Consider the following 12,507-nt stretch of genomic DNA (forward strand, 5'->3'; position numbering starts at 1 on the left):
GTGCTCCTGTTGATGGCTGCCCCTGAGCCGCGAGTGTCCCGTGATGTGACCGCCTGTGCAATTGACTTGTACGGCCGGCGCGCGCATCTGCCATGCTCAAAGTCCGCAGCACTGCTTCAACCAAAGGAACACCGCGATGGACGACGTACAGCAACTGGGCGAAATGCTTCGCCACTACGCAGACAGCGAAGCGCACAAAAAACAACTGTTCGAGTCGCAGTCGGCCGTATGGGCGACACGCATTGGCGAGCTGTTCGATCAGATCCAGCAATGGCTGGAACCGGTCAAGGCGCCGAACCTGCTGGAAGTGAGCCGTGAGGCCTACGTGGCCTCGGGGCCCAGCGTTCCGGTCGAGACGTCGACGTTCAAGACTGAGAAGCTCGGTATCGTGATCGCCGGCAAACCGGTGGAGTTCGTACCGGATGTGATGGGCGCGGGTGGGCAGATTTCCCTGGCCGTGATGGGCCTGACCGCCGCGCGGTATGGCAGCATTTCGCTGGTATGCCTGCCGCCGTCGAGCAACTGGCAATGGCGCAAGACCAATGGTTTGAAAGACCCGGACACCTTTGCCTTCGACGCAAATTTTCTGGCGCAGCAGTTACAGAGCCTGATCCCTCGCGATCGCGGCTGAAGACACCCGATTCCCTGTGGGAGCGAGCCTGTGTGGTGAGGGAGCCTTTGTGGCGAGGGAGCTTGCTCCCGCTCGGCTGCGAAGCAGTCGCAAAGCTTTTGGGGCCGCTTCGCGACCCGGCGGGAGCAAGCTCCCTCGCCACAAAGGCTCGCTCCCACACAGGAATGCATCAAATCTCCAGATTCACCCAGCCTGGTTTCTCGACTTCCGGCGCAACCGCTTTCACGACTTTGCCCGTCGCCAATTCCACCCGCCGCGCCACCTCCGGGTCATCGGCAAACGGTATCAGGCTCGCCTCTTCCAGGCTCTGCGCCGTCTGGTGCTTCAGGCAATATTCGACCGCCAGCCAAAGCCCCGCCACGCCTAAACCATTGAGCACCATCTCGATCATTTCCAGCTCCTCGCCTCAGGCAATCTGCGCTTCACGTTCAGCCATCGCCACGTCGGAAACCCGCACGGTACGCCAGGCGTTGTACGCCATCAGCAGCATGCCGCTGAGGAAGAACACGCCGCCGGCAAAGCGCACCACAAACCCCGGATGGCTGGCCTGCAAGGCTTCGACGAAGGAGTAGGTCAGCGTGCCGTCGTCGTTGATCGCGCGCCACATCAGACCCTGGGTAATGCCGTTGACCCACATCGAAGCGATGTACAGCACGGTGCCAATGGTCGCCAGCCAGAAATGCAGGTTGATCAACGGCGTGCTGTACATCTGCTCGCGGCCAAAGACTTTTGGAATCATGTGATAGACCGCACCGAAGGTGATCATCGCCACCCAGCCGAGGGCGCCGGCGTGCACGTGGCCGATGGTCCAGTCGGTGTAGTGGGAGAGGGCGTTGACGGTCTTGATCGCCATCATCGGACCTTCAAAGGTCGACATGCCATAGAAGGCCAGCGACAGCACCAGAAAACGCAGGATCGGGTCGGTGCGCAACTTATGCCAGGCGCCCGATAGCGTCATCATGCCGTTGATCATCCCGCCCCAGCTCGGCGCCAGCAGGATCAGCGACATCGCCATGCCGAGCGACTGCGCCCAGTCCGGCAGTGCCGTGTAGTGCAAATGGTGCGGGCCGGCCCAGATGTACAGGGTAATCAGCGCCCAGAAATGCACGATGGACAAGCGATAGGAATACACCGGCCGCCCGACCTGTTTCGGCACGAAGTAATACATCATTCCCAGAAACCCGGTGGTCAGGAAGAAACCCACCGCGTTGTGCCCGTACCACCACTGCACCATGGCGTCGGTGGCCCCGGAATAGACCGGATAAGACTTGAACCAGCCCACCGGAATCGACAGGTGATTGACCACGTGCAGCATCGCGATGACCACGATGAACGCGCCAAAGAACCAGTTGCCGACGTAGATGTGTTTGGTCTTGCGTTGCACCACGGTGGTGAAAAACACGATGGCGTACGCCACCCAGACCACGGTCATCCACACCGCGCCGGAGAACTCGATCTCGGCGTATTCCTTGGTGGTGGTATAGCCCAGCGGCAACGTGATCAGCATCACCACAATCACCGATTGCCACCCCCAGAACGTGAACGCGGCGAGGGTGTCCGAGTACAGCCGCACCTGGCAGGTACGCTGCACCGCGTAGTAACTGGCGGCGAACTGCGCGCTGCCGGCAAAGCCGAAAATCACCAGGCTGGTGTGCAGCGGTCGTAACCGGCCGAAGGTGGTCCACGGCAGGTCGAGGTTCATCTCGGGCCACACCAGTTGCGAGGCGATCCACACCCCCATCGCCATCCCCACGACGCCCCAGACAATGGTTGCCACGACGAATTGGCGGACGACCTTGTAGTTATAGGCCTGTCCGATTGTTGCTGTGCTCATGGTCAATGCTTCCACGGTTGCAAAGTCTTGCCAGACCACCCGGACTGGCATGCAACCCCACTGTAGAAACCCTGCCTTAAACAAAACAGACTCAGAAAAACCGAGTTTATACGGATCAGATCCAGGGCTTGCCTGCGGTCATCTGACGCAACCTGATACGGTTTTTTAGTGTTCAGGTGGATCTGTAACGCGCTGCGCCACAGGTTCATAGTCGACACCTCAAACGAGCCACAGAGCCGGATCCGGCAAACGCTGACCCTGTGGGAGCGAGACCGGCTTGCCGGCGATGACGGTTGCACATTCAATACATGTGCTGCCTGTCAGTGCGCTATCGCGAGCAGGCTCGCTCCCACAGGGTTTGCATCTTGACCGGCGCCAGCCGCAGAGCCCGATCATTCCTGATGAGGTAGCCACATGTATCAGTACGACGACTATGACCGGGCGCTGGTTTTCGAGCGGGTTGCGCAGTTTCGCGATCAGGTCGAACGCTTTATGGCGGGCGAGTTGAGCGAAGAAGAATTCCTGCCGTTGCGCTTGCAGAACGGCCTGTACATGCAAAAACACGCGTACATGCTGCGGGTGGCGATTCCCTACGGCACGCTCAGCGCCGGGCAGATGCGTACGCTGGCGAGCATCGCCCGGGATTACGACCGCGGCTACGGCCACTTCACCACCCGGCAGAACATGCAGTTCAACTGGATCGAACTGGCCCAGGTGCCGGAGATCCTCGAACGCCTGGCCGAGGTGGAAATGCACGCGATCCAGACCTCCGGCAACTGTGTGCGCAACATCACCACCGAAGCCTTCGCCGGGGTGGCCGCGGACGAACTGATCGACCCGCGGCCCCTGGCGGAAATCCTGCGTCAGTGGTCGACCATCAACCCGGAGTTTCTGTTTCTGCCGCGCAAATTCAAGATCGCCATCTGCTCGGCCGAACAGGACCGTGCGGCAATCATGATGCATGACATCGGCCTCTATCTTTACCCCGGCGCCGACGGACAAATGCTCCTGCGGGTCATCGTTGGCGGTGGTCTGGGACGCACGCCCATTCTTGGTTTGCAGATTCGCGAAGGTTTGCCGTGGCAGCACTTGCTGTCCTACGTCGAGGCAGTACTGCGGGTCTATAACCGCCACGGCCGGCGCGACAACAAGTACAAGGCGCGGATCAAGATTCTGGTCAAGGCGCTCGGCATCGAAGCCTTTGCCAGGGAAGTGGAGGAAGAGTGGCAGCACCTCAAGGACGGCCCGGCACAGTTGACCGGCGTTGAATACGAGCGTGTCGCCAGTGCCTTCGTGCCACCGGATTACCGTTCGTTGTCCAACACTGACCTGGAATTCGGCACGCGCCTGGCCGAGAACCCGGCATTCGCCCGCTGGGTGTCGCGTAATGTCCAACCGCACAAGGTGCCGGGCTACGCCAGTGTGGTGCTGTCGACCAAACCGGGCATCGCTTCACCGCCGGGTGACGTTACCGGGGAGCAAATGGACGCCGTCGCCGGGTGGTCCGAGCGGTTCGGTTTTGGCGAAATCCGCATTGCCCATGAGCAGAACATCGTCCTGCCGGACGTGCAAAAAGCAGACCTGGCCACCCTCTGGCGTCTGGCCTGCGAACACGGGCTGGGCAGCGCCAATGTCGGGTTGCTGACCGACATCATCGCCTGTCCCGGCGGCGACTTCTGCGCCCTGGCCAACGCCAAGTCGATCCCGATCGCGCAAGGCATTCAGGCGCGTTTTGAAGACCTGGACTACCTGCATGACCTGGGTGACATCAGCCTCAACATTTCCGGTTGCATGAACGCCTGCGGCCATCACCACATCGGCAACATCGGCATTCTCGGCGTCGACAAGAACGGCAGCGAGTGGTACCAGATCACGCTGGGCGGCGCGCAGGGCAAGAACAGTGCGCTGGGCAAAGTCATTGGTCCGTCCTTCAGCGCCGCCGAAGTGCCCGACGTCATCGAGCGAATCATCGCCACATTCGCGCGCTACCGCGAGAGCGAAGAACTGTTCGTCGACACCTTGCAGCGCATCGGTCTGGAGCCGTTCAAGGAAGCGGTTTATCCGAAGGTGCTGGAGGGGTCGGCATGAACAATTTGCTGCGGCTGGAAGCGGGTGAGGCGCGGATTGTCACTGACGATCCGTGGACATTGATCAGGGACCTCGATGCTGGATGGCCAACAGGCCCGGTGATTGTGCCGCTGTCGTGTTGGCTGGAAGACCCGCAACCGCATGGGGTTTGGCTGGGCCCGGACGATGAAGTGGAGCGCCTCCAGCCGTGGTTTGCTCAACTGCCGCTGATCGCCCTGGATTTCCCGAGTTTCCGGGATGGACGCGCCTATAGCCAGGCGTACCTGTTGCGCACCCGATTGGGCTGGAGCGGCGAATTGCGCGCGGTCGGCGATGTGCTGCGCGATCAGCTCAGCCACATGCGCCAATGCGGTTTCGACAGCTTTGCGGTGCGCGAAGACAAGTCCGCTGAAGATGCGCTCAAGGGGTTGGCGGGCATGAGCGTGCTGTATGGGCGTTCCGTGATCGAGCCGCGTCCGTTGTTCCGGCGGCGATAAGAGCCGATCAAAAGATCGCCGCCGCCGGTAGAAGGTGTACGCCAGACTCTGTAGGAGCGAGGCTGCCCGCGAAGCTTTTTCAGGCGACCGGAATGATCGGCAGGTTCAAGGTTTCACCCCCGGTAAACCGCACCGTCGACCCGGCGATGGACTCATGTGGCACACCCTTCGCCACTGCGCTGACGCCATCCAGTCGCGACAACTGGTCGGCACTCAACTGCACATTCAACGCGCCCAATGTCGCATCCAGCTGCTCACGCGTGCGCGAACCCAGGATCGGGATCAGCGCCGTCGTCGATTGCCTGGCCTTTTCCCGCAGCCAGGCAATGGCCACATGCGTCGGGCTGGCGCCGAGCTCTGCCGCGACGGCGAGCAAGGTGTCGAGCAGGGCGGTTTCGCGGGCACTTTTCTCGATGTGTACCAGCATGCCCAGTTTGGCGGCGCGATTGTTCTCGTCGCTGGAGCGGTATTTGCCGGTCAGGAACCCGCCACCCAGCGGCGACCATAACGTTGCGGCCAGCCCCAACGCTTCGGCCATCGGCAGTTGCTCACGTTCGGCCGTGCGTTCGGCGAGGCTGTACTCGACCTGAAGGGCGGCAATCGGCGCAAAACCGCGAACTTCGGCCAGCAGGTCGGCCCGGGCGATGCGCCACGCCGGGAAGTTCGACAGGCCGGCGTAATGAATCTTGCCGGCGCGCACCAGATCATCAAAACCCCGCAGGATCTCTTCCATGGGCGTGACACCGTCGCTCATGTGCGCCCAGAAGAGGTCGATGTGATCGGTCTTGAGCCGTGTCAGGCTTTCTTCCACGGCGCGAACCATGTTCTTGCGGTTGTTGCCGGTGTGGGAAATGCCCGCGGCCGGCGTAGTCCCCAAGGTGTATTTCGTGGCGATGACCAGGCGATCGCGCTCCGGGGCAATGAACTCGCTGAGCATGGCTTCCGACTGGCCACCCTGATAGCCGTTGGCGGTGTCGATGAAATTGCCGCCGGCCTCCAGGTAGCCATCAAATATGCGTTTGGCTTCATCGCGCTCGGCGCCATGGCCCCAACCCGTACCAAAGTTACCGGCGCCCAGCGCCAGTTCCGAGACACGCAAGCCGGTTTTTCGGCCGAACACTGTGTAATGCATGGGATGACTCCTGAAGGAAAGACGCGGCGACTGAATATAAATGTCGTATGACATTTATTAAAGATGATGTCAGTCATGTATTTCGTCAAGACGATTTTTCAATCGCGGCAATAGGGCCGACCACCGAGCACTTCGCTACTGCCACTTTCTGACAGGGGCCTCTGCTAAGCTCCGACCAATTTTTCGGAAAGAGCCCGCCGATCGTGTCTCGCACCACGCGTTTACTGACCCTGCTGCAAGTGCTGCGCGGCAAGAGTCGCCCGGTCACTGCAGCGACCCTTGCCGGCGAACTGGAGATTTCCGAGCGTACGCTCTACCGCGACATTGCGGAACTCACCGCACTCGGCGCGCCGATCTACGGTGAGGCCGGGATCGGTTACGTGTTGCGCAGCGGTTTGTTCCTGCCGCCGTTGATGCTCAACGCCGACGAAACCGAAGCCATCGTGCTGGGATTGCGCTACGTGGACCAGCGCGGTGATGAGGTGTTGAGCAAGGCCGCCGCCGACGCATTGGCCAAGATTGCCGCGGTGCTGGCGCCCGAGGCGCTGGACGCATTGCGCAACCCGACGGTACTGCCGGGCCCGCCTGGTTATGGCTTTGCACCCAACGCCGTGGCACTGAATGTGTTCCGCCAGGCGATCCGCGATCAGGCCAAGTTGCACATCGACTACGCGGACGCCCGGCAAGTGCCCAGTCAGCGGCTGATCTGGCCGTTGGCGCTGGGGTTTCTCAACGAGGTGCGGATCATCGTCGCCTGGTGTGAATTGCGCGGCGCCTATCGGACGTTTCGTACTGACCGGATTTCGGCGGCGGACGAGCAGGGCGAGCGTTATCCGGGGCGGCGCGGTGACCTGTTGCGCACTTGGCGCAAGCAGATGCAACTGGATGAAGCGGGGCGTTTCACTCCTGACAAGAACTGACACAGGCATGTTTTAGCATGGCTCCAGAATCAACCAACAAGGAGTTATAAACATGTCCAGTCCCGCCTCTTCGCTGGCGCCCGCCATCGCCGCTTACCTGGCTGCCGCCAATGCCCGCGACACGTCGAGGGTTGCCAGTTTCTTCGCTGAGGATGCCAATGTGTTCGATGAAGGCCGGCATCAGATCGGCGCCCAGGCCATTGCCCAATGGATGCAAGACACGGCCCGGCGTTATCAGCCAAAGGTCGAGGTGCTCGATGTGCAACTGCGCACCGGCAAGGTACTGGTGCATAACCGGGTGTCCGGCACGTTTCCCGGCAGCCCGCTGGAATTGCGCTATATGTTTCGTCTGAACGAGCAGGGCAAGATCGCTCGACTGGACATTTCACTGTAGAGGCCGCGTCGCAATGGCATACTGCCGCGCATGAATGTCGACTCCCCGTTAAGTGCCTGGCAACACGCCATCGAACAGAAGGGCTTCGTCCAGGACGAAGCCCAGGAACATGCTGTCTGGGCGCTGCAAAAATGCTACGAAGCGCTGCATGAAGGTCGCACGCCCGTGATGGGCGTTTACCTCTGGGGCCCGGTCGGGCGGGGCAAGACCTGGTTGATGGACCAGTTCTACCAAAGCCTGCAGGTCCCGGCCCGACGCCAGCACTTTCATCACTTCATGGGCTGGGTGCATCAGCGCTCGTTTCAGCTGACCGGTATTGCCGACCCGCTGAAAGCGCTGGCCCGGGAATTGAGCGAAGAAGTGCGCGTGCTGTGCTTCGACGAACTGTTCGTCAATGACATCGGTGATGCGATCATTCTCGGGCGCTTGTTTCAGGTGATGTTCGACCAGGGCGTGGTGGTGGTCTGCACCTCCAATCAGCCGCCTGACCTGCTGTACGCCGATGGCTTCAACCGTGACCGCTTCGTGCCGGCCATCGAAGCGATCAAGCGGCATATGCAAGTGATTGCGGTGGATGGTGGCGAAGATCATCGCCTGCATCCCGGCGCCGGTTTGCAACGCTATTGGGTCGCCGCGCCCGGTCAGCCCGGCGCGCTGGGTGATGTGTTCAAGGTGTTGACTGCGGGCCAGTCGGTTTCCCATGAGCCGATCAAGGTCGGCTACCGTTCGCTGAATGTGGTGCAGGCCAGCGAAACCGTGCTCTGGAGCCGTTACGCCGACCTCTGCGAACAACCCTTTGCCGCCATGGATTTCATGGCCCTGTGCGACACCTACAAGGCTATTCTGTTGAGTGAAGTGCCCAACCTCAGCGCGCAAAAGCGCGAAGGGCGCATCGCCCGTGGCACCGAGGACGGTGTCGAACGGGTGGTGGCGGGCGATCGCGAATTGCCGCAATTGTCGGTGCATGACGACGGTGTGCGGCGTTTCATCGCGTTGGTGGACGAATGCTACGACCGCAAAGTCCCGTTGTACCTTGAGGCGCAGGTGCCGATGGAATCGCTCTACACCGAAGGCTATCTGGAATTCCCGTTCCGTCGCACCCTCAGCCGATTACAGGAAATGCAGCTGCAACGTTTCGCCGACGCTTGAACCCAAGGAACCGCGAACATGAATCAGCCCTTGTCCCATCATTTGTTGACCATGGCCTATCAGAACGCCTGGGCCAATCATCGACTGGCCAAGGCCTGGGGACAATTGAGTCCGCAGGACCTGGCGGCGCCGCGAGTCAGTTTCTTCCCCAGCCTGCGAGCGACCCTCAATCACATCCTGACCTGCGACTGGTATTACGTGGATGCATTGGAACGGGAGTTGCGCGGGGATTCGCCGCACCCGGATTGCGACGTGTTTTTCACTGACGACGAGCCGCTTACCGCCGCTGTGGACCTCAAGCGCGAACAGGCCCAGGTGGATCGCCGGTTGATCGCTTACTGCGAGCAGATGCGCGACGCGGACCTGGGCAAGATCGTGACCATCGCCCGGGACACGCCGCAACACGAGAGTCGGTTGCGCATGCTGTCGCACTTGTTCGAGCATCAAATTCATCACCGTGGACAGATTCACGCGATGCTCAGCGGAACGTCGATCGCACCACCACAACTGGACGAGTTTTTCTGTGTCGGTGAGTCGGGTCTGCGGGCTGCGGATTTCGCTGAGCTGGGATGGACCGAAGCGCTGATCTGGGGCACCTCAGTTTAAAGATTGCAGGATGAGCAGGACTCGCGATAGGGTCGCTGGGCCTTGCGGCGCGGTCTGCGCGCCGGGGCTATTTCACGTGTGATCGAGGATGGAAATGGAATCCGCAGAAATTCTTGTACTTCAGGCCAGCTACACCAACCCGGTGCATGCCGAGGCTGTGCGCCTTGTGTTGAATCATTACGCTGAAGATCCGATGGGTGGCGGTCATTCCTTGCCCGCCGAGGTGCTGGAGCACCTGCCGGAAGAACTGGCCAAGCGTCCCCATGCATTCAGCGTGCTGGCTTTCGTCGGTGGCGAACCGGCAGGGCTGGTCAATTGCTTCGAAGGTTTTTCGACGTTCGCTTGTCGGCCATTGGTCAACGTGCATGACGTCGTGGTGATGAAGGCATTTCGCGGGTTGGGCCTGAGCCAGAAGATGCTGCAAAAGGTCGAGGAAATCGCCCGCCAGCGTGGCTGCTGCAAAATCACCCTGGAAGTGCTGGAAGGCAATGCCGTGGCCCAGTCGTCCTACGCCAAATTCGGCTTTAGCGCCGGCATGTTCGATCCGGCGCATGGCCGGATGCTGTTCTGGACCAAGGCGCTGTAGCATCGCGCTCTTCGTAGGAGCCAGGCTTGCCGGCGAAGGCGTATTTGAAATCGCCTTCGCCGGCAAGCCCGGCTCCTACATCTAGCGTTTGTAATGCTCCGTTACCTGCGCCGTTTGATCGTCCGGAACCCGGACCTCGGTGGTTTGCTGACTCTGATTCTCCTGTTGGCTCAGCCGCAGGCTCTCGTAGTAATAGCGCATGCGTTCCGCGCCACCTTCGGCAAATGCGCTGGCCGAAACGAATGTCATCAGGCCGGCAACGATCAAGGGTGTACGTTTCATGGTTCGCCTCCCACAACGGATATCGGGTGCCTTTCTTCCATGAAGCAATGTCGCGCGACCATTATCTGCCGATTTCGTTAATTGGGAATTAACTGCGCCTAGAGTTTCCAGTCCAGGCTCAGGGTCACCGTTCGCGGGTCACCCCAATACACGCCGTTGTAGAAACCGACGTTGTCGTAATACTGCTTGTCGAACAGGTTTTCGACGTTGAGCGAGGCAGACAGGTGCGGGTCGAACTCGTAACGTGACATCAAGTTGACCACGGTGTACGCCCCTTGCCGGATGTTGGTCTTTTCAGTCATCACGCTGCCAGCGGCGTTGCGTCCGACCGGGCGATTGGCAGCGCGGTAAACGTCACTTTGCCAGTTCACTGCGCCGCCCACGGTCAGGGCCTGCCAGTCGCCAGGCAAGCGATACGAAGTGGACACCCGAAGCAGGTTCAGCGGCTGACTGGTATTGGTGCGTTTATCTTCACCATTGACCGAGTGGGTGTAGGTGTAACCGGCGGTCATGTTCCAGTGCGGCATGACCTCGCCGGAGAGCTCGGTTTCGAAACCCTGAACCTTGTTGCCCTTGCCGCTGGATGTGTAGAACTCCTCGCCGGTGACCGGGTCCGGCGGCACCGAATCGTCCCGTTCGGCGACGTTGTCCTGTTTGCTCCAGAACAAGGCAGTGGCGAGGTTCAGCCGCTCCTCCAGCAGGCTGCCCTTGAGGCCCAGTTCATAGTTGCTGCCCACCACCGGTTCGAGGTATTTGCGGCTGCTGTCGCGGTTGGTTTGCGGCTTGAAGATATCGGTGTAGCTGATGTAAGCCGTGTATTCGGGCGTCAGGTCGTACAGCAGCCCGGCGTACGGCGTCCACTGGTCGTTGTGTTGCTGGCGGGTCACTTCGGACTCGCTCAACTGCAGATTGTCGTTGTAGCTGTTGGCCGTTTTCGACGCTTTCCAGCTGCCATAGCGGCTGCCGAGGACGGCGTGCAGTTCGTCGGTCAACGTCAGGCGAGTGGCCAGGTAACCGGCCTTTTGGCGGGTGTTGTCGCTGGAGCCAGGCAGGCCGGTGACGGTGTCGGGGAATTTGGGGATGCCGCCCATGTACTTCCAGTCGGGCACTTTTTCGTAGTCCTTCGGGGCGCCATCGACGGTGTAGGGGCTTTCGTCACTGCGTTCGGCTTCGCCATACCCGAGCATCATTTCGTGCTCACGCCCGAACACTGAATACGGTCCGGACACGTTGAAGTCATAGGCCTTCATTTTTTGCGTACCGATCATGTGGCTGACATTGGCGATCATGCCGCGGCGGTCCGCCTCGGGGAAGCCGCCACCGCCGTAGTAAATTTTGCCGTCGGTGTCGCTTTCGCGATGGGTGTAAGCCGCCTTGAGGTGCCAGCCCATCCCCAGTTGTTGATCCAGCGTGGCGAACGCGGTCTTGTCTTTTAGCGGCCAGGAACTCCAGGGTGTGGCCATGTTGGTGGAGCGACCGAGACTGGCTTTGCTGCCGTCCGCGTTCCAGTAGGGCACGGTGCCCCAGGAGGTGCCCTGCACCTGTTTGTCCTGATAGTCATAACCCACGGCGAGCACCGTATCGTCGGTCAGGTCGGCTTCGAGAATCCCGTAGCCGACTTCCCGTTGCAGCTGATACTTGTCGCGCACTGAATGGCTGTCGCGATAGGCCAGCACGCTACGCCCGCGCAGGCGTCCGTCGAAGGCCAGCGGCCCGCCGACATCGACGTAACTGTAGTAATCGTCATAACTGCCGCCGCTGACACCGGTTTTGGCTTCCCACTGCGCCGTCGGACGTTTGCGCACCATGTTGATGGTGGCCGAAGGGTCGCCTGCGCCTGTGGTCAGGCCGGTTGCGCCGCGGACGACTTCGATGCGGTCATAGATGATGGTGTCGGAATCGGACTTCATGTAGTTGAAGGTGTTGAGCATCCCGTCGATCTGGAAATTGTTGATCGTGTAGCCGCGGGAGGAATAGACGACCCGGTCCGAGTCGTTGTGCTGAACCACCACGCCCGTGGTCTGGCGCATTGCGTCGGAGAGCGTATCGAGTTTGAAGTCGTCCATTTGCTGGCGCGTGATCACGGACACCGATTGTGGCGTTTCCTTGATCGACAGGTTCAGGCGGGTGGCGGTGCTCATGGCGCCGGTGGTGTACGAGCCGGTGTTTTCGGTGGTGCTGCCCAAGCCTTGGGCCGTGATGCTGGTGGCACCGAGTTCCAGGGCGGAGGGTTGTTTGTCCGGGTCGTTTTCAGCCAGCAGGTCCGGGCTCAGCGCGGCACTGCAAAGCCCAAGGGTAAAGGTCATGGAACGGGTGATAGGCGCGAACATCGCGGCCGACTCCTTGTCGTCAATGGAAAAATTCCGTTTGTTCAAAGACGAAGGAGGGCGAGGGTATTTAGCGATAAAC

At 60.6% G+C, this 12,507-nt stretch carries 13 protein-coding genes; 8 read left to right on the top strand and 5 right to left on the bottom strand.

Translation table 11 applies throughout. From position 1 onward, the window contains the following. Nucleotides 1-136: 136 nt before the first annotated feature. On the top strand, nt 137-631 hold the full coding sequence (locus KJF94_RS10415; protein WP_214383124.1) for a hypothetical protein: 495 nt from the start codon (nt 137-139) through the stop codon (nt 629-631). Between the two features lie 169 nt (nt 632-800). On the opposite strand, the gene KJF94_RS10420 is transcribed toward KJF94_RS10415, so the two are convergent. Together KJF94_RS10420 and ccoN are read right to left on the bottom strand one after the other, a co-directional pair. Beyond that, nucleotides 801-1,022 (bottom strand): cbb3-type cytochrome c oxidase subunit 3, encoded by a 222-nt coding sequence (locus KJF94_RS10420; RefSeq protein WP_214383126.1) that lies wholly within the window; start codon nt 1,020-1,022, stop codon nt 801-803. Between the two features lie 15 nt (nt 1,023-1,037). Next, nucleotides 1,038-2,465, bottom strand: a complete 1,428-nt coding sequence (ccoN, locus tag KJF94_RS10425) for a cytochrome-c oxidase, cbb3-type subunit I (protein WP_214383128.1) — start codon at nt 2,463-2,465, stop codon at nt 1,038-1,040. Nucleotides 2,466-2,879: 414 nt separating this feature from the next. On the opposite strand from ccoN, the gene KJF94_RS10430 reads away from it, so the two are divergent. Further along, complete coding sequence (locus KJF94_RS10430; RefSeq protein WP_214383130.1) at nt 2,880-4,553, top strand: nitrite/sulfite reductase; 1,674 nt, start codon at nt 2,880-2,882, stop codon at nt 4,551-4,553. Continuing rightward, nucleotides 4,550-5,029, top strand: a complete 480-nt coding sequence (locus KJF94_RS10435) for a DUF934 domain-containing protein (protein WP_214383131.1) — start codon at nt 4,550-4,552, stop codon at nt 5,027-5,029. Before KJF94_RS10430 ends, KJF94_RS10435 begins: the two co-directional genes overlap by 4 nt. 79 nt (nt 5,030-5,108) lie before the next feature. Here KJF94_RS10435 and KJF94_RS10440 read toward each other — a convergent pair whose 3' ends face one another. Then, on the bottom strand, nt 5,109-6,161 hold the full coding sequence (locus KJF94_RS10440; RefSeq protein WP_214383133.1) for an aldo/keto reductase: 1,053 nt from the start codon (nt 6,159-6,161) through the stop codon (nt 5,109-5,111). A 203-nt stretch (nt 6,162-6,364) separates the two neighbouring features. On the opposite strand from KJF94_RS10440, the gene KJF94_RS10445 reads away from it, so the two are divergent. The 5 genes from KJF94_RS10445 to KJF94_RS10465 all read left to right on the top strand — a co-directional run bounded on the left by KJF94_RS10445 (nt 6,365) and on the right by KJF94_RS10465 (nt 9,816). Beyond that, nucleotides 6,365-7,081: a helix-turn-helix transcriptional regulator gene (locus tag KJF94_RS10445; protein ID WP_214383135.1), complete on the top strand. Its 717-nt coding sequence runs from the start codon at nt 6,365-6,367 to the stop codon at nt 7,079-7,081. A 52-nt stretch (nt 7,082-7,133) separates the two neighbouring features. Beyond that, nucleotides 7,134-7,475 carry a nuclear transport factor 2 family protein gene (locus KJF94_RS10450; RefSeq protein ID WP_214383137.1) on the top strand — a complete coding sequence of 114 codons (342 nt, stop codon included), beginning with the start codon at nt 7,134-7,136 and terminating at the stop codon, nt 7,473-7,475. Nucleotides 7,476-7,505: 30 nt separating this feature from the next. Next, nucleotides 7,506-8,624 (top strand): cell division protein ZapE, encoded by a 1,119-nt coding sequence (gene zapE, locus KJF94_RS10455; RefSeq protein ID WP_214383139.1) that lies wholly within the window; start codon nt 7,506-7,508, stop codon nt 8,622-8,624. A gap of 18 nt (nt 8,625-8,642) precedes the next feature. Beyond that, the gene (locus KJF94_RS10460; RefSeq protein WP_214383141.1) at nt 8,643-9,230 is read left to right on the top strand and encodes a DinB family protein; all 588 of its coding nucleotides are present in this window, start codon (nt 8,643-8,645) and stop codon (nt 9,228-9,230) included. A 94-nt stretch (nt 9,231-9,324) separates the two neighbouring features. Next, entirely contained in the window at nt 9,325-9,816 is a 492-nt protein-coding gene (locus tag KJF94_RS10465; protein WP_017338673.1) for a GNAT family N-acetyltransferase, read from the top strand. Between the two features lie 81 nt (nt 9,817-9,897). Here KJF94_RS10465 and KJF94_RS10470 read toward each other — a convergent pair whose 3' ends face one another. Then, nucleotides 9,898-10,098: a hypothetical protein gene (locus KJF94_RS10470; RefSeq protein WP_214383143.1), complete on the bottom strand. Its 201-nt coding sequence runs from the start codon at nt 10,096-10,098 to the stop codon at nt 9,898-9,900. A gap of 98 nt (nt 10,099-10,196) precedes the next feature. After that, entirely contained in the window at nt 10,197-12,428 is a 2,232-nt protein-coding gene (locus KJF94_RS10475; RefSeq protein WP_214383145.1) for a TonB-dependent siderophore receptor, read from the bottom strand. Nucleotides 12,429-12,507: the final 79 nt, after the last annotated feature.

Source organism: Pseudomonas hormoni (assembly GCF_018502625.1).
GTDB classification, from domain to species: domain Bacteria; phylum Pseudomonadota; class Gammaproteobacteria; order Pseudomonadales; family Pseudomonadaceae; genus Aquipseudomonas; species Aquipseudomonas hormoni.

What these genes read in the sequence shown, in the direction of transcription:
- KJF94_RS10435 (WP_214383131.1), top strand. Translation starts at nt 4,550, where the DNA reads ATGAACAATTTGCTGCGGCTGGAAGCGGGTGAGGCGCGGATTGTCACT.
- KJF94_RS10465 (WP_017338673.1), top strand. Translation starts at nt 9,325, where the DNA reads ATGGAATCCGCAGAAATTCTTGTACTTCAGGCCAGCTACACCAACCCG.
- KJF94_RS10415 (WP_214383124.1), top strand. Translation starts at nt 137, where the DNA reads ATGGACGACGTACAGCAACTGGGCGAAATGCTTCGCCACTACGCAGAC.
- KJF94_RS10475 (WP_214383145.1), bottom strand. Translation starts at nt 12,428, where the DNA reads ATGTTCGCGCCTATCACCCGTTCCATGACCTTTACCCTTGGGCTTTGC.
- ccoN (WP_214383128.1), bottom strand. Translation starts at nt 2,465, where the DNA reads ATGAGCACAGCAACAATCGGACAGGCCTATAACTACAAGGTCGTCCGC.
- KJF94_RS10440 (WP_214383133.1), bottom strand. Translation starts at nt 6,161, where the DNA reads ATGCATTACACAGTGTTCGGCCGAAAAACCGGCTTGCGTGTCTCGGAA.
- KJF94_RS10470 (WP_214383143.1), bottom strand. Translation starts at nt 10,098, where the DNA reads ATGAAACGTACACCCTTGATCGTTGCCGGCCTGATGACATTCGTTTCG.
- zapE (WP_214383139.1), top strand. Translation starts at nt 7,506, where the DNA reads ATGAATGTCGACTCCCCGTTAAGTGCCTGGCAACACGCCATCGAACAG.
- KJF94_RS10420 (WP_214383126.1), bottom strand. Translation starts at nt 1,022, where the DNA reads ATGATCGAGATGGTGCTCAATGGTTTAGGCGTGGCGGGGCTTTGGCTG.
- KJF94_RS10460 (WP_214383141.1), top strand. Translation starts at nt 8,643, where the DNA reads ATGAATCAGCCCTTGTCCCATCATTTGTTGACCATGGCCTATCAGAAC.
- KJF94_RS10430 (WP_214383130.1), top strand. Translation starts at nt 2,880, where the DNA reads ATGTATCAGTACGACGACTATGACCGGGCGCTGGTTTTCGAGCGGGTT.
- KJF94_RS10450 (WP_214383137.1), top strand. Translation starts at nt 7,134, where the DNA reads ATGTCCAGTCCCGCCTCTTCGCTGGCGCCCGCCATCGCCGCTTACCTG.